This is a genomic window from Halobacillus yeomjeoni, from assembly GCF_020171525.1.
Classification (GTDB): domain Bacteria; phylum Bacillota; class Bacilli; order Bacillales; family Halobacillaceae; genus Halobacillus; species Halobacillus yeomjeoni.
In genome coordinates this window covers 36,035-52,658 of sequence record NZ_JAIVAI010000006.1, presented here as the reverse complement: position 1 = coordinate 52,658, position 16,624 = coordinate 36,035, and the positions used below count along the sequence as shown (strand labels likewise).

General features: G+C 43.4%; 13 protein-coding genes and 1 riboswitch. Of the genes, 9 read left to right on the top strand and 4 right to left on the bottom strand.

The annotated features are described in order from the left end of the window. Positions 1–182: 182 nt before the first annotated feature. Positions 183–821 carry an ATP-binding protein gene (locus LCL89_RS14145; protein WP_224810619.1) on the top strand — a complete coding sequence of 213 codons (639 nt, stop codon included), beginning with the start codon at positions 183–185 and terminating at the stop codon, positions 819–821. Further along, positions 793–1,572 carry a transposase gene (locus tag LCL89_RS14140; protein WP_224810618.1) on the top strand — a complete coding sequence of 260 codons (780 nt, stop codon included), beginning with the start codon at positions 793–795 and terminating at the stop codon, positions 1,570–1,572. The genes LCL89_RS14145 and LCL89_RS14140 overlap by 29 nt, the downstream gene beginning before the upstream one ends. A gap of 966 nt (positions 1,573–2,538) precedes the next feature. Here the strand turns inward: LCL89_RS14140 and metC are convergent. From metC to LCL89_RS14125, 3 genes are all read right to left on the bottom strand, one after another. Next, positions 2,539–3,732 carry a cystathionine beta-lyase gene (gene metC, locus LCL89_RS14135; RefSeq protein ID WP_224810617.1) on the bottom strand — a complete coding sequence of 398 codons (1,194 nt, stop codon included), beginning with the start codon at positions 3,730–3,732 and terminating at the stop codon, positions 2,539–2,541. Next, positions 3,729–4,847 carry a methionine biosynthesis PLP-dependent protein gene (locus LCL89_RS14130; protein WP_224810616.1) on the bottom strand — a complete coding sequence of 373 codons (1,119 nt, stop codon included), beginning with the start codon at positions 4,845–4,847 and terminating at the stop codon, positions 3,729–3,731. The genes metC and LCL89_RS14130 overlap by 4 nt, the downstream gene beginning before the upstream one ends. 76 nt (positions 4,848–4,923) lie before the next feature. Beyond that, positions 4,924–5,035: riboswitch (SAM riboswitch) on the bottom strand. A 225-nt stretch (positions 5,036–5,260) separates the two neighbouring features. After that, entirely contained in the window at positions 5,261–5,686 is a 426-nt protein-coding gene (locus tag LCL89_RS14125; protein ID WP_224810615.1) for a hypothetical protein, read from the bottom strand. Positions 5,687–6,028: 342 nt separating this feature from the next. Between LCL89_RS14125 and LCL89_RS14120 the strand changes: the two genes are divergently transcribed. The 3 genes from LCL89_RS14120 to LCL89_RS14110 are packed head-to-tail and all read left to right on the top strand — an operon-like array spanning position 6,029 to position 11,085. Next, on the top strand, positions 6,029–7,675 hold the full coding sequence (locus LCL89_RS14120) for an extracellular solute-binding protein (RefSeq protein ID WP_224810614.1): 1,647 nt from the start codon (positions 6,029–6,031) through the stop codon (positions 7,673–7,675). Positions 7,676–7,711: 36 nt separating this feature from the next. Next, positions 7,712–9,565: a sensor histidine kinase gene (locus LCL89_RS14115; protein WP_224810613.1), complete on the top strand. Its 1,854-nt coding sequence runs from the start codon at positions 7,712–7,714 to the stop codon at positions 9,563–9,565. Continuing rightward, positions 9,562–11,085 (top strand): response regulator, encoded by a 1,524-nt coding sequence (locus tag LCL89_RS14110; RefSeq protein WP_224810612.1) that lies wholly within the window; start codon positions 9,562–9,564, stop codon positions 11,083–11,085. The genes LCL89_RS14115 and LCL89_RS14110 overlap by 4 nt, the downstream gene beginning before the upstream one ends. Before the next feature lie 152 nt (positions 11,086–11,237). Here the strand turns inward: LCL89_RS14110 and LCL89_RS14105 are convergent, their stop codons facing one another. Beyond that, a complete protein-coding gene (locus tag LCL89_RS14105; protein ID WP_224810611.1) occupies positions 11,238–11,531 on the bottom strand; it encodes a hypothetical protein in 294 nt (97 codons plus the stop codon). A gap of 568 nt (positions 11,532–12,099) precedes the next feature. Between LCL89_RS14105 and LCL89_RS14100 the strand changes: the two genes are divergently transcribed. From LCL89_RS14100 to LCL89_RS14085, 4 genes are all read left to right on the top strand, one after another. Further along, positions 12,100–13,107: a LacI family DNA-binding transcriptional regulator gene (locus tag LCL89_RS14100; protein WP_224810610.1), complete on the top strand. Its 1,008-nt coding sequence runs from the start codon at positions 12,100–12,102 to the stop codon at positions 13,105–13,107. Between the two features lie 111 nt (positions 13,108–13,218). After that, positions 13,219–14,547 (top strand): ABC transporter substrate-binding protein, encoded by a 1,329-nt coding sequence (locus LCL89_RS14095; protein WP_224810609.1) that lies wholly within the window; start codon positions 13,219–13,221, stop codon positions 14,545–14,547. Positions 14,548–14,711: 164 nt separating this feature from the next. Then, positions 14,712–15,683 (top strand): carbohydrate ABC transporter permease, encoded by a 972-nt coding sequence (locus LCL89_RS14090; protein ID WP_224810608.1) that lies wholly within the window; start codon positions 14,712–14,714, stop codon positions 15,681–15,683. Next, positions 15,676–16,491 carry a carbohydrate ABC transporter permease gene (locus tag LCL89_RS14085; RefSeq protein WP_318245631.1) on the top strand — a complete coding sequence of 272 codons (816 nt, stop codon included), beginning with the start codon at positions 15,676–15,678 and terminating at the stop codon, positions 16,489–16,491. The genes LCL89_RS14090 and LCL89_RS14085 overlap by 8 nt, the downstream gene beginning before the upstream one ends. Positions 16,492–16,624 lie beyond the last annotated feature (133 nt).

Here is a 16,624-nt window from a genome sequence, read left to right as displayed (position 1 = left end):
AGTGAAATTTAAAAAAACGAAATCAGAGTAATCCACTTAATAGGTAGACAAAGTATCTATGGGTGGATTATTTTTTTGTTTAAGAAGGACAATCAACTTAGTAATGTTAAATAATGATAGGTTCTGCATAATAAAGTTAATCAATCCGCATATTAATTTTTTATCCATCCATCCTCACGGCGATGCTGAGACAGCCTCTTGAAAATGGTCAAGTCACAATCAGCCGTGCTCATTCGACAGTTACATACCCGGCGAAATTCATCTTGTTAGCTGAGATGAATCCATGTCCATGTGGATATGCGGGAGCTATAGATAAATATTGCACATGCAGTACTCAACAGATTCGTTCCTATCAGAACCGAGTGTCTGGACCAATACTCGATCGTATCAACATACTACTAACCCTTGTTCCGGAAAAATTGAACCGTAGTATGTCGGGCGAGGAGACATCAGAAACCATTCGAATGAGGGTAATGAAAGCGAGAAAGATTCAATTCGCCCGATATGGACGGTCGATTTCAAATGCTCGTGTAGCCTTTAAAGAACTTATCCAATCCAGTCCACTTACATCAAAACAACAAGAATTCCTCCAAACCATTTCGGCAAAAGAAGCTTTGAGTAACCGGGTACAGATCAAAATGATTCGGGTGGCAAGAACGATTTCCGACTTGAACGAAGAAGAACGCATAAGTGACCTAGCATTAGAAGAAGCTCTCAGCTATCGGAAGGTTTCAGGGAGGTTGACCAACCAACGGGAACTTTTACTTTCGGAAAAGAAAGACAGGGAGACCTATGCCAAGACGTCCGAGGAAAAAGAGTAAGAGTGGAATCTACCATGTGATCCTTCGAGGAGCAAATCGCCAGGAAATTTGTCATAAACAGGAAGACCGATTTCGTTTTTTAGATACACTGAAACGATATATACATGAAACAGATACGCAGGTTGTAGTTTGGTGTTTGATGGATAACCATGTGCACTTTCTTCTTAAAGAAAAAATACCACAAGTATCAGAAGTGATGAAACGGCTGGGGATTAGCTATGCTTCTTATTACAACTGGACCTATGGGACAAACGGTCACCTGTTCCAGGACCGGTTCAAGAGCGAGGAGGTGGAAACAGACGGCTATCTATTGACAGTCGTCCGCTATATCCACATGAACCCGGTCAAATCAGGACTTATTCTGAAACCGGAAGATTATCGGTGGAGCAGCTGTGGGAGTTTTTATGGAAAGGTGGTCTACCCACCAGACCTTCTCTCTTCGTGGTTCATACTCTCTTTATTTTCAAAAGACGAAAAAGAGGCGCGAAAACGGATGAAGGACTTCCATTCCCGGCAGTGCGAAGAGGAGTGTTTGAGTGCATGGGGCAGGAATCGGAGGAGGTTGACAGATGAGGAAGCGAGACGTGAAATTATTGCTGTTCATGGGAGTTATGCGATTCCGCAGGTGAAGTCCCTCCCAGGGAAAGAACGGGATATGATTTTGAGGAAAGTAAAGGAGATTGAGGGATTGTCACAGCGTCAAGCGGCTAGGGTTCTTGGAGTATCTGTTTATTTGGTGAACCGTTCTTAAGATGGAGACCCCGCTTGATCAAGTAACTTAGGTGAGGTAAGTGTATAGGGAGTTTAGATGACTCTGTAGGTTTCTTCATTTATGTATTTACCTTTCTATAAAGTCATATGTTCATTGTTTAATAAAACGCGAGAACCCTCCCTGTGTTTTTTCAGCAAAGTTTGCATAAGATAAATAAAATGTAAATGCTAATGCGAATACTGTAATAAATTTCTTCATTTAAATCCCCTTTCTATATATCCGTAGATAAGCCTTTCCAAGATTATCAAATTTAAATAGAAAAAATATTTTTATTCATATTTTAATGCTGCTAGACACATATCAAGAATTTAAAATTAGTTAAGCAAATCAAAACCCAAAATGAGAGAGAGATAAATTTTATAATTAGTTCTTTTCTCTACTAATTATTGTGACACACCAAACCTTCACACCGATATATATGTTTTAATTATAAATTTTTCTAAATAATGGTAATTTAAAAGCGAGGAGGTGATGACATATGACTAAGAAAGTAAAGGTCGGTTTGATAGCTCTTACAGTTGTAATTACTTTCACTACTGGACTAGTAGTACCAGGTGATTCAACTACATACGCTAGAGACACTGATTATTGTGGAGTTCCAATTCAATGCTAGTAATAGTCAACCGTTAAAGTGCCTATTTCCGTAGAAGGTATTTGTTTGTATTTGAGTTTCCTTATCTTTTAAGGTTCTTCTATTCGATAGTGTTTACTAACGTTATTTCTTTTTAATATGGTTAGTGAATAAAAAAACTGGAACCAAGCCGTTACTTAACATTTTTGTAGATAGCTTGATTCTGAACTTTTGGTTGGAAGTAGTGATTGACTATTTTTATTATCTACGGCAAGAGCTTGTGATCAATTAATAAAAAACCCCCTCAGAACTTAAAATACAAGTTTTGAGGGGTTTTTATAATTGCTTTAAAATCCCTGACTTCCTTCAATACCTTACCTAACCTCACTTCTCATCCTCCCTTCCAAAAACAAGTGCTGAGGCTGGAGGCTTTTCAACGCCTTCTGGAAATCCTTGATCAAATCTTCCGGGTGTTCTAAGCCGACCGATAACCTCAGCAGTCCATCGGTAATTCCCCGCTTTTCCCGTTCTTCTTTCGGCATGGACGCGTGGGACATGGCTTTTGGATACGAGAGGATGGATTCCACCGCGCCTAGACTGACGGCGAATACCGGCACTTCGGCTTGTTTTGTGAACGTCCGGACCGCTTCTTCGTCTTTCAATTCGAAAGAGAGGACAGCGCCGGGTCCGTCGCATTGGTAGCGGTGGGTGGGATGTCCAGGATGCGTCGAGAAGCCGGGGAAGTAGACGTTTTCTACCGCTGGGTGCCTGGATAAGAACGTCGCCACTTTTTCAGCGGTTTTCTGGGACTGCTCGAGGCGGCAGTGCAAGGTTTTCAGCCCTCGTAACACGAGCCAACAATCGTGTGGGCCTAAAATCGACCCGAAGGCATTTTGTAGAAAACCGAGCTGTTCGCCGAGCGTCTCATTATTGGCGACGGCGAGGCCTGCGACGACATCACTGTGCCCGGCGATGAATTTGGTCGCGCTGTGCAGGACTAGGTCGGCACCGAAATTAAGTGGCCGCTGCAGGGCGGGGGTCATGAACGTGTTATCGACGAACGTCAGGCAGTCATTCGCTTTCGCGAGTTTTACGACCGCCTGGATATCGGTGATGTTGAGAAGCGGGTTGGACGGTGTTTCGATATACAGCACTTTCGTGTTCGGCTGTATCGCTGTCGCGACCGCGTTCAAGTCGGTCATGTCGACGAATGTATGCTGGATGCCGAAGCGGTGCAGGACGTCGTGGGTCATGCGGAAAGTGCCGCCATACACATCTTCAGAGATGAGGATATGGTCGCCCTGGGATAACAGCATCAGGGACGTCGAGATCGCAGCCATTCCGGAAGCGAAGGCAAACCCGTGGGTTCCGTTTTCGAGCTGGGCGATCGTTTTTTCGAGCGCTTCTCGCGTCGGATTACCGGAACGGCTGTAATCGTATTTCGTTGGTTCATCGAACGACTGGTGAAAGGTGGAAGCGTGCTGGACGGGGACACTGACACCGCCGGTCGCAGGGTCGAATTTATAATCGTTATGCAGGAGACGGGTTTGAAGCGTGTGATCGGTCATCGTACAGATTCCTCCTTTAGTATTTGGTTCAAGGTTTGATCGAGATTTCCAATCAAGTCATCGATATGTTCAATGCCGACAGAAAAACGGAGCAGACGGTTGCAGACGCCGTAGCTGGAGCGGACTTCTTCCGGGATATTCGCGTGGGTCTGGGTGGCTGGATAGGTGATGAAACTTTCTACGCCGCCGAGACTTTCGGCAAAGCTGATGACATTGAGCTGGCTTAAGAATGTATCGATCCAATATTCGGAACGTAGCCGGAATGAGAGCATGCCGCCTTTTCCTGGATAGAGGACGTCTGTTACGGCTTGGTGATCCTCGAGATACGCAGCGACTGCTTTGGCGTTTTTCTCATGCTGTTTCATTCTTAGCGGCAGCGTCTTCATCCCTCTCATGAGAAGCCATGAGTCGAAGGGGGAGAGAACGGCACCGGATGTATTTTGAAGAAAGGCGATTTGTTCACTCAGTTCTTCTCCTTTTGTGACGACGAGCCCGGCGAGGACGTCATTGTGGCCGCCGAGATATTTCGTGGCACTGTGAATGACGAGGTCCGCGCCTTTTGTGATCGGTTTTTGCAGGTAAGGGGTGTACAGCGTGTTGTCGACGATGACTAGAAGGTCGTGCTCTTTAGCGTTGGAAACGATCTCATACAGGTCTACCGTTTTCATAAGTGGATTCGTCGGTGTTTCTACATACACCGCTTTTGTATTTGGGTTGATGAGTCCTTGTAGTGTAGCTGGGTCGTCCCCCGTCCAATAATGGAACTGAATGCCGTATTTATTCGAGAACTCTTCAAACAATCGGTACGTGCCGCCGTATAGATCTTCCGATACAATCAGCTCATCGCCTGGTTTGAACAAGGAGAGCACCGTGTGGATAGCGGCCATCCCTGAGCTGAACGCAAAGCCTTGATCGCCTTGTTCAATCGATGCGATCGACTCTTCCAAAATCGTCCGGGTCGGGTTGCCGGTGCGTGTATAATCAAAGCCGGTCGATGCCCCGAGCCCCGGGTGACGGTAAGGGGTGGAGAAATAGACCGGAGGATTGATTGCTCCCTTCGGGTCGTGGTTGTGATTTCCGGTTTGTACGAATTGTGTATCGGTGTGAGATGACATGGTGTTGCTCCTTTCTTTTTTACCAACAAAAAAAGCCTTCTCTAAGAAGAAGGCTTTTGGTTTATTACGGCGCTTCTTCTTATCTCTCAAGCCTGGTATAAGGCTTGCTGGAGTTAGCACCTTTCTGGTCGAAACCAGTGGTTGCTGAAGCTTCTACGGGCCAGTCCCTCAGCTTCTCTTGATAAGAATGTATGGCATTCAATTTTTGGTAAATCTTTTGTCCAACTCTACACTATGAGTAGTGGTTTGACAATATGATAGAGTGAATTTTCTGAAAAAGTTTGTGGGATGGTTATGGGGGGGCATTTATCAGCGAAAACCACTGATTTATCAGCGGAAAAATCATTTTATCAGCCAAAAATAGCATTTTATCGACCAAACTGACGCGCGCACATCCAACCCACGATGTTTAGTTATTCAATTTCATAGTCAACAATCCACGAAGAATACGGAAAATATTTAATTACAAAATAACGACCTTCTGCTTCTTCTTCTGACACTTCGGGGACGGGATTTAAAGGAAGTCTAACACCCTCCACAGTAACAAAAAGAGATTCACCGGTTTTTCCTGAGGGTGGGAAATATTCAACTTCAGAGGGAACTCCCTCTAGAGTACGATAATCTCCAGTTATATAATTGGGGAAATCCACCCAGAAAAAATGACTCATTATTAGCACCAGTAACCCCATCCCGCCCAAAACAATTCGAATCGGCAGTCCATTTTTTCCTCGAAAACCTTTCCAATCTTTTTGAACAAAAATACTAAATGAAACCAAGGATAAACCTGAAATCGTACCAGCCGCCATGATGAAGATAAAACTGTTTATATCTTCCGCCATATAAATAGGGATGAACCCTAAAATACCAATACCTAATAAGATATAGAAAAACATTTTTTATTCATCTCACTTTTAGTTTGTGATTATACGTACACCTATATTTCTGCTAAACTGATTTGTTAATTTAACAAAGAAGTTATATTGAAAAATGAACAAGAAACGAATGAAATAGGATCGTTTCTATTTTAGCACTCATAGAGGTGCTTTTTCCTTGGGAATCTCTGTTTGTAATTAGTAAAAATTGGATGATAAAATCAATAGATTTTTATTATTATTTGTTCCAATCTCCCTACGATAATTCAACTTTTTTCTATATACTAGAAATATAAGCGAGGGATGGAAATGCTACGAAATTCTACTATTATATATATAATTCTGCTCATGCTGGTGTCGGTTCTCTCAATAGGGTGTGAGGATACAACCCGAAATGAAACCGGTTTCTCCAAAGAGGAAGAAAGCCAGGAGGAAGAGGTCGGTCCTGATCAGCAAGGATGGAAGGTCGATACCTCTCCGATTACGTTTGATTGGTATGTGAACTTTTCCTGGTTTACGACGAAGTGGGGACACAATGTGGTCTCGGATTATATCACTGAAAAAACAGGGGTTCGGATTAATTTCATTTCCCCGAAAGGCAATGAGAGTGAAAAGATCAATACGATGATCGCCTCGGGTTCTCTCCCAGACTTCATCACGATCGGCTGGTGGGAGGATGGTTTTGAAAAAATGATCGAGCAGGCTCTTGTGCTCCCTTTGGATGAGCTGGCGGATACGCATGATCCTTACTTTTATAAAGTGACGGATGATGCCAAGCTGGAATGGTACAAGCAGGAGGACGGTCATGTGTATGGCTATCCGAATGCTTCATCATCACCTGAAGATTTTGATAGATACAAAGACATCAAGCCTTCGAACCAGACGTTCTTGGTACATAAGGGGATGTATGAAGCGATTGGTGAGCCAGATATGAGAACACCGGAAGGGTTCCTGAACGCTTTGAAAAAAGCGAAAGAACAATTCCCTGAAGTGAATGGGGAACCGCTCATTCCTTTGGGGCTGCATGAATTCACTTACGAAGGCAATGATTCACTGGAAGATTATCTTCAAAATTTCCTGGCGATTCCTATGGAGAAGGATGGAGAAATCTATGACCGGAAAACGGACCCTGAATATATCCGCTGGTTGAAGACGTTCAGACAGGCGTATGAAATGGGGCTGTTAGCTAAAGATATTTTCATAGATAAGCGTTCTCAAATGGAAGAAAAAATTGCGGACGGCAGATATTTTGCGATGCTATATCAGCGCAGTGATATGGAAGCCCAGCAGAAACTGCTTTATGCGAAAGATCCGGATTCCGTCTATATAGCGGTGGATGGTCCGGCGAATACCGATTTGGATGAACCAACACTCCCGGCCGACGGGATTTCCGGTTGGACGGTTACGCTCATTTCTAAGGATGTAAAAGATCCGGAGAGAGCGATCCGTTTCTTGAGTTACCTCATCAGCGATGAAGGGCAGAAAGATGTGTTCTTCGGGAAAGAAGGTGTGACTTGGGACACGGTCGATGGAGAGAAACAATTTCTACCTCAGGTTCTGGATCAGCTGCAGTCGGACCGGGGAGCATTCAACCAAAAATATGGCGCTTCCTATACGTATTGGATGATGATGGACACGAATAAATACTTGGAATGGTCGCCGGAACCGATTGATCCGATCAAACAGCCGATCGAATGGACGAAAGGAAAGACCGTTAATTTCAGTGAATACGAAGGCATCAATCCTGCCGGTACATCGGAATCGGGAATAGCTGCGAGAAAGATAGATGAGGAATGGGGCAGGGCCCTGCCGTTGTTGTTATTAGCTGAATCAGACGAGGAATTCGATCAATTGTTCCGCTCCTTTTTAGAGAAGCGGGAAGAACTCGGATTTTCCTTAGTGAAACAGCATCGCCAAAAGGTATTTGAAGAGAATCAAGAGAAGTTGAATGATTAGGTCTTCCAAGGATGGAAAGCGGGGAGGTGAACAACGATGCGTGAGAAATGGAAAGAGATGTACCGCAAATCAGCGGCTTGGATCAGTGGAATGTCCCTGCAGAAAAAGCTGGTTTTTCTATATGTGGTGATCATCCTTGCTCCTGTGCTGATTTTCACATGGAATATTTCCAAAAATAGATTCGAAACGTCGATTCATGATGCCAGGCAGGAAAGTGAATACCTCCTGGAACTTGAAAAAATGAATATCGAGGAGAACAAGGAGAAAATCCGTCGGACTGCTCAAATCGTTGTCGCCAATCAAGCGCTCACCGAATTTATCAGCCAGGATGAAGAACATACCGTCAAAGAGCTCCTCGATTTCAAGAGAAGTACGTTCTCCGAAGTTCTACAATTGAAATACAACAATCCTGCCATTGAAGATATTAACGTGTATGCCGCCAATCCTGACGTGAAGGAAATGTGGCCGCTGCTTTATGATGAGGATAGGGTCGAGGAATCCGGCTGGTATCAGGAAGTTTTGGAACATGACGGTATTGAGATGTGGAGGTTGAATGAGGCTGGAGGTGCTACGCAAAAGCTTTCCCTATACCGGGAACTGGAATACCCGAAAGATGAGCACCTCGGTATCGTTGAAATCACGATGCTCCTTACGAACTTCTTTCCGAAGGTGTTCAATGATTTGGAAAACAGTGACTCGCAATTGTTCGTCCTGGATGAGCAGGGCTCGATCCATTTTCAACAAAGGCATTCGCTATTGAAGGACCTAGGAATCAGCGCTCTGGAGTTGAAGGACCATTTTTATGAAAGGACTTCAGGTGAGAAGAATCAAACGATGATGTTCACCAACAAAGAATATCCCTTTATGGTCGTATCTTCCTACGTAGAGGACCTGGAGATCCAACTGCTGCGTGTGGTGTCACTGGAGGAGATTTTCCTTGAAAAAAACCAGCTTCGAATGGTTATCATCTTTGGAGCGATCGTCCTGGTTATCCTGCTTTCCTTTATCACCCATGGGTTGATTTCATTGATCTTGAAAAAACTCCACCTATTGATCGAATCTATGAAAAAAGTGGAAAAAGGAGATTTCACCGTGGATGTGGACATCCAGGGGAAGGATGAAATCGGCCGGTTATCGAATCATTATCGTAATATGTTAAGTAAAATCAACACGTTGATTGCAGAGTCGGTCCATAAAGAAGCGGCTACGAAAGAAGCAGAGTTAAATGCTTTGAAAATGCAGATTGATTCTCACTTCCTTTATAACACCTTGGAAAATATAAAGATGATGGCAGAGATTGATGGGAAATATGACATCTCTGATGCCTTGACTTCATTGGGAGAAATGATGCGTTACAATTTGAAGTGGAAAAAAGATATTGTCTCGTTACAGGAAGAGGTCAGTCATATCCGCAACTACGTGGATTTGATGAATATCCGTCTGGATCAACGGCTGGATGTTCAAATGGCTATTCCGCCTCATCTGGCAGGGCAGGATGTATTGAAGATGTCGTTCCAGCCAATTGTTGAGAATGCAGTGAAGCATGGCCTGCAGCCTGTTTTACATGAAAGGAAAGGACTCATTACAATCGAAGTTTTTACAGAGGAGAAAGATATAAAAATAGTCATCTCAGACAATGGAATCGGCATGGATGCTGCCACGCTCCAAAAGTTGAGAGACTCTTTACGGGAAGGCACAGACATGTCTGACACGTCGAACCGGATGAAGACCGGGAGTGGAATCGGTCTTTACAACGTCCATGAACGTGTCCAGCTGTATTATGGAAAAGAATATGGGCTGACGATCAACAGTGAAGAGGGAAACTACACCGAAGTAATCGTCACCTTGCCTTGTTTAGTTCTTGAAGGAGGGGGAGACTTATCCGCATGATGAATATTGTAGTGGTCGATGATGAACGAATGATCCGGGCAGGAATAAAAGCGATGATTGAAAGAAAGTTTACAGAAATGAATATCATGCTCGCGGCTGATGGTATGGAAGCTTTGGAAGTTTGTCGGAAGAACCCTGTCGATCTCATCATCACCGATATCAAAATGCCTCGCATGGATGGGATGGAACTCATTGAGAACGTGCAGGGGATGGAAGTGCCTCCTCTTGTCATCATCCTGAGTGGATATGATGATTTTTCCTATGCCAAACAGGCCATCCGGTTTCAAGTCATGGATTACTTACTGAAGCCTGTCGACCGGAATGAACTGTTTTCGTTGATTGAAAAAGCAGAAGAGAAGGTGGATGCAAAGTCATCCTTACAGAAGGATAAGAATGAGTATCTTGTGAATCAATTGAATTATATGTTGCTGAATCCACAGATGAATGAAGCGAAAGTGGAGGAAGCGGTGCAAAAGTTCCACCTGCATCAATATTCTTCCGGGTTCTATGCGGGTATTTTCCAATTCAAGGGGAGCATTGGGACGCTGATCAAGGATGAACTTATTGAAAATATCGTGAAGCAGGTTCAACAGTATGACGATGATTCTTTATGCTTCGTGGACAGTTACGAAAACCTTGTGGTATTTACAGAGCGTCTTGATGGGATCTATGGAGTTTTTGAAGAAGATGGACTCGAAAAAGCCGGCCATCTCGGGGTTGGAATCAGTGAGCGTCAGACTTCAATGGGAAAGTTAGTGGAAGCCTATGAACAGGCGAATGACGCGTTAGCGTATCAGTTTATTTTTCCTCATCAAACCATCTTCCTATATGAACAAGTGAAAGCTAAAAAAGAGGACAACTCCATCGTTGACGAACCTTCACTCCAAAAAATCTTCAATCGGTTAGGCACCGATCGTCAAAATGAAATCCGCGCCTCCCTTGCGCAGGTATTTGATATAGAAAAAATCAAGGAGTATAAACTCTCCTCTCTGGAACGGTTAAGTGAAGCGGTCAACAAGATACTCTTCGATCAGGCCTTCCACCAAATAGGAGAGGAGTCCATCGAAGTGTTCAAGCTTTATGAGGAGGTCGGAAATCTATCCAATTTCGAAAGTGTCCATGAATATTTTCATGCGGTTGAGAAGTTGACAATGCGTCTCCATGAATATATGAAAGAGATGCAGAGTGTGTATGCGAGAGAGAATGTCATGGACAAAGCGATCGAGTTCATTCATGAAAATGCTCATAAAGATTTGAATATGGCTGTAGTATCCAACCATATCTCTTTGAACTACTCTTATTTCAGCCATGCCTTTAAAGAATACACAGGAAAAAACTTCGTCGACTATTTGAAGAAGGTGCGAATAGAAAAAGCGAAGAAATTATTGGCGGAATCTGATAACAAAATCCTTGAGGTCAGTGAGCGTGTCGGGTTCAGTAATTCGAAACAATTTTCGAGGGTGTTCCGGGATTTGGAGGGGGTTTCTCCTAAGGAATATAGAGAAAAATCTTATAACTAAAGGAGTTTCTGCTTCGATCTGCTTGTGTCTTTGGCACAAGCGTTTTTTTTTGCTCTGTTAAAGTTTAATGTTGATATTACTCATAAATAAGGACTTCTAATTATGTGGAAATCCTTTTGGCTATATCTCACTCGTTTGTTGAAGATAAGAAACTATTTACCTTTGCTTTTTTTCCATAGTGACAAGTATGCTTTTCTCTTTCTTGCCAGCCCTAAAGTGTATCCTAATGATATTAACATCATTACTCCAATGACTACTAAAGACTCCAATAGTGTTCCTTTTGCCATAATGCTTATCACAAGTCCGAACCCTATCCCCATAACGAGACTGGGAATAATTAATGCACTTTTTACAGCCCCTTTATTCGTAAGGTATTTGGACAGAAATATTGAAATTATAATAAACGCAATAGTACAAGAAACAAAAATTATCGCATCAGTTCTCAATCGAAAGCCTCCCTTTACTTATCCTTTTTCTTAAACTAAATCGACGTTAGTGTTATATAAAATGACACCTGGACCAGAGTCAGCTTATCACAGTTTTAATTTAGGTGTACAAATGAAATTATCCAAGCTACATATTGATAGTTTATGGGTTGTTCAGAGATGTTCCGTAGGGTGGGATTGGAAACGGCGAGACTCCCGCGGGAGAAGGGTCTAGGCAAGATCCCACAGGGCTGTAGCCCGAGGAAGCTTGCCAGGTCCCCCGCAGGAAAGCGAGTCGTTTCCAATCCCACCCCCTCCTGAATCTACTTTTCTACCCTTAATTCTACAAAAGTATCCCCCAACCTAAAAATCTGTCACCTAATGTAAAATTCAGTACATACTTTTAGAAGATGAAGTCGATTACAATAACAATGTAAGCGGTTAATCAAACGGATAAGGAGGGTAAGGGGGAAGGTTGCAACAGTTTTCTGAAGAGAAATAAAAACAGAAAGCCCTATTTTTTTAATCACGATTGTAAGGGTTTTCACTTCTTGCGATTCGTGTTTTGAAACACAAGAGGTGTTCGAAGATGGTAACGATTTACCACATTGCAAAGGCGACAGGATATTCGCCTTCAACAGTTTCCAAAGTGTTGAACAATTATACGGATGTCAATTTGAAGACTAAGAAAAAAATCCTCGATGCCGTAGAGGAACTGGGGTATCTTCCAAACTCCCATGCTCGGTCTCTGACGACGAAAAAGTCATGGATCATTGGTGTCGTCTTCGTTGAATCACTCGGTATCGGAGTCAAACACCCATTTTTCAACGCTGTGATTGAAAGCTTCAGGCAGCATGTAGAAATTGAAGGGTACGACCTGCTTTTCGCCTCGAGAAACATCAGCAACAAGCAGAAGAGTTACCTGGATTATTTTACATACCGCGGTGTGGATGGTGTCGTGATCGTCAGTTCGACTTATGAAGATGAACAGGTACAGGAGCTGATCAACAGCAGGCTGCCATCTGTCGTCATCGATCTGAAGAGTGACAAGTCTTGCGTAGTCTACTCCGATAACGTCCGCGGCAGTTTTGATGCGGTTCAGTATCTGCACTCATTGGGCCATCGGAAGATCGCTCATATTGCCGGTCATTCCTCGACATTTGCAGGACTTCAGAGGTTGAAAGGATTCGTTGAGGTGATGAAGAAGCTCGAGTTGCCCGTACCTGAGGATTACATTGTGAATGGAGAGTACTTTTCCAGAGATAGTGGTTATGTAGCGATGAAGAAACTGTTAAAACTGAAAAACCCGCCTTCAGCGATCTATGCAGCAGGAGATAACCTGGCCATAGGAGCGATGGTAGCCATCCGTGAAGCTGGGTTAGGAGTACCGGAAGATTTTTCGGTGATCGGGTTCGATGATATTGAACTATCCGAAATGTTTCAGCCGTCCTTAACTACGATCCGCCAGCAAACCGAATTGATCGGTAAAAAGTCAGGAGAGCTGCTGCTCCATCAAATCAATACAAGAATGAAAAATGTAGAAAGTGTCGTTGTCCCCGTGGAATTGATGGTTAGAAGTTCTTGTAGAAGTATTTAATTTTTTTTACTGTTTTTCGAAACCGGTTTCCATATACTGTTACCCAAATCGAAACCGGTTCAGGTTCAGCGTCTTTATTAATTTTTTTATATGAAATAGGAGGTAAGTTGTATGAAGAAAATGTTAGGTATGGTCCTTACCCTGGTTTTGCTTGCTGGATTGATCGCGGGATGTTCAAATTCTGCTTCTTCCACGACTGAAAAAGGGAAAGACTCCGATGTATTGAAAGTCTGGTCGTTTACGGATGAATTGAAAGAGCCGATCAAAACGTTTGAAGAAAAAAATGGAGTGAAAGTGGAACTGACAATCATTCCGATTGCTGACTACCCTACAAAGCTTAAGCCGGTATTGGAAAGCGGCGTTGGTGCACCGGACGTATTTACGGGTGAAATTGCTTTCTTGAAGCAGTGGATCAACCGTGATTACTGGGAAAACCTATCTGCTGACCCTTACAACGTAGATGAGTGGAGCGACGATTACGTTCCTTACGTTTTTGACTTAGGAAAAGATAATGAAGGAAACGTCAAAGCTCTATCTTGGCAGACGACTCCAGGCGGTATCTTCTATCGTCGTAGTATCGCGAAAGAAGTTCTAGGTACAGATGATCCCGCTGAAGTAGGAAGCATGATGTCTTCTTGGGAAAAGATGTATGAAGTGGGAGATAAGTTGAAAGCAGAAGGCTACCGCTTGTTCCCGGATGAAGGATCTGTTCGTTGGTTCTCTAAGAGTGAAGACCCACAGCCATGGGTGAACGAAAATGATGAATTGATCATGACACAAGCTAAATTGGATTATTTCGATCAAGCGAAAGAGCTTCGTGAAAAAGACTACACTGCTTTCGCACCAGAATGGTCTCCATCTTGGTTCGCTTCCATGAACGGCCCTGTTGCTTATAACGGTGGATGGGAAGAAGTGGATGAAAAAGCTTCAGGAGACAAAACAGAAGTCTTCTCTTACGCTCTTCCTACATGGGGATTGCACAGTGTACTTAAACCGAATGCTGAAGAAACAGCTGGAGACTGGGCAGTTACAACTGGTCCGGCACCTTATTTCTGGGGTGGAACTTGGTTAGGTGTGTACAGCGGTTCTAAGAACAAAGATCTTGCGTTTGAGTTTGTGAAAATGATGACACATGACGAAGAGTTCTTGACTGATTGGGCGAAAGAAACTGGAGACGTTTTGTCTTACCTTCCTGTAACAAACAAAATCAAGGATGATTTCAGCGAAGAATTCCTTGGTGGACAAAACAACTACACATTCTTCCTAGAAGAAGCGAAGAAGATCGAGCCTGGTATCGTAACTGAGTACGATCAGCAGATTGATACACTTCTTGGTTCTAAAGTATCTGAGTATGTTGAAGGTAAGCTGACGAAAGAAGAAGCGGTTCAAGAATTCTACAAAGCCGTTAAGAATGCTTATCCAAATATCAAAACACCATAAAAAATTGGAAAGTAAGGATAGGGATCCTGGATTCCTATCCCCTCTTTCTATCAACACTTCGTTGATGAACGGAAGGTTGATAGAAAGAGAGAAGGGAGCCTGCCATCTCCTGTACGGGGGATGGACTTGTCTTCTTTCAAGCAAATAGAAAGAAGGTGTACATAGTGAAGAGGTTAGATCATAAAGGCTATTATTTTATCGCTCCGTTCTTTGTCATTTTCCTTGTTTTTAATATTTATCCTGTTCTTTTAACTTTTTACTATACGTTTACTCATTATGAAGGGTATGGGAAGCCTGAGTTTATCGGCTTAGCAAACTATGCCCGTATTCTTACAGACTCGTATTTCCTGGAAGCGTTCGTGAACACATGGAAAATATGGGGTCTGAACTTCGCTCTTCAATTGGGAATTGCGCTGTTCCTGGCTGCATTGTTTTCTGATCTTCGTTTCCGTATCAAAGGCCTTGGATTCTTCCGTGCGGTCTTTTACCTGCCGAACTTGATTACGATCAGTTCCGTTGCGATTTTGTTCAGTATCATGCTGGATTGGCAGTACGGTTCCATCAACCAGTTCTTGATGAAAATCGGATTGATTGCTGAGCCGATCAACTGGCTGAATTCACCGTTCGCATCTCAAGCTTCCGTTTCCCTGATTTTGACGTGGATGTGGTTCGGATATACCTTCATCGTTTTGATGGCCGGGGTATCCGGGATTTCGAAAGAGTATTACGAAGCCGCTTTGATTGACGGTGCCAACCGTATTCAAACGTTCTTCTATATCACGCTTCCATTGTTGAAGCCGATCATGCTTTATGTCTTGATCACTTCTCTGATCGGTGGACTTCAGTTGTTCGATTTGCCGATGCTTTTGACCGATGGTCTTGGAAGTCCGGATGGGGCCTTGAACACGATGGTTTTGTATCTTTATAATCAAGCGTTCCGATACAACAACTACGGTTATGCAGCTACGATTGCTTACATGTTGTTCTTGATTACGGTGGTCTTCTCTGCCATCACCTTCAAATCCATGTACCGGGAAGCTAAGGGAGAAAAAGCTGCAGCTAAAGAAGAAAAACGTAAAATCAAAGCTGCGAAGAAGAGAGGGAATACGAATGCACAAGGAAAAAAAGTTGCTTAATAAAACATTGATCTACATTCTCTTGACGGTACTAGCGATTGTCAGCTTTATTCCATTTTACATGATGATCATCAATGCCACGCGGGAGACGAAAGACATCATTATGGGGTTCACTTTCATTCCTGGTACTGAGCTTGTAGAAAACTATAAGAATATGATGAGTTACGTGAACATTTGGGCAGGCTTTAAAAACAGTTTGATTGTGTCTGTGACGGTGACCATTTTGAGCGGGTATTTTTCCGCACTGACTGCCTTCGGGTTTGCGGTGTATAACTTCAAAGGGAAAAATCAGTTGTTCATCTTCATGCTTTTGATGATGATGGTTCCTGGTCAGCTGGGGCTGATCGGTTTCTATGAACTGAACAAAGCGCTTGGTTTCTTAGATACTTTCATTCCACTGATTGTACCTGCGATTGCTAGTCCGTTCGTTGTCTTTTTCTTGAAGCAGTATCTATCATCGACCCTGCATCCTTCTCTATTGGAAGCAGCGCGGATCGATGGAGCTGGTGAACTGAAAATCTTCCATACCATCGCTCTTCCGATCATGATGCCGGCGGTAGCGACGATGTCGATCTTTACGTTCATCGGTTCATGGAACAACTACATTCTGCCTTTGGTCGTGATTTTCTCTCCGGAGAAGTACACGTTGCCAGTGTTGATGGGCTTCCTGAAGGGTTCTCAAGTGGCTCAGAATCTAGGTTCATTGTATCTAGGCATTGCGATTTCTGTCGTGCCGATTATGATCGCGTTCCTATTCTTCTCTAAATATATTATTACGAGTATTTCTGCTGGGTCTGTTAAGGGGTGATATCTCTTATGTGTTATCCTTACTGCTAAGGCAAAGGTTAACTCATCTGATATAAAAGCCCGTTTAACGAAGTGTGCAGGGGGAGGGAAGGGAAAACAGTCCGCTTTCCGCGGGCAGCTGTCGAGCCTCCTCG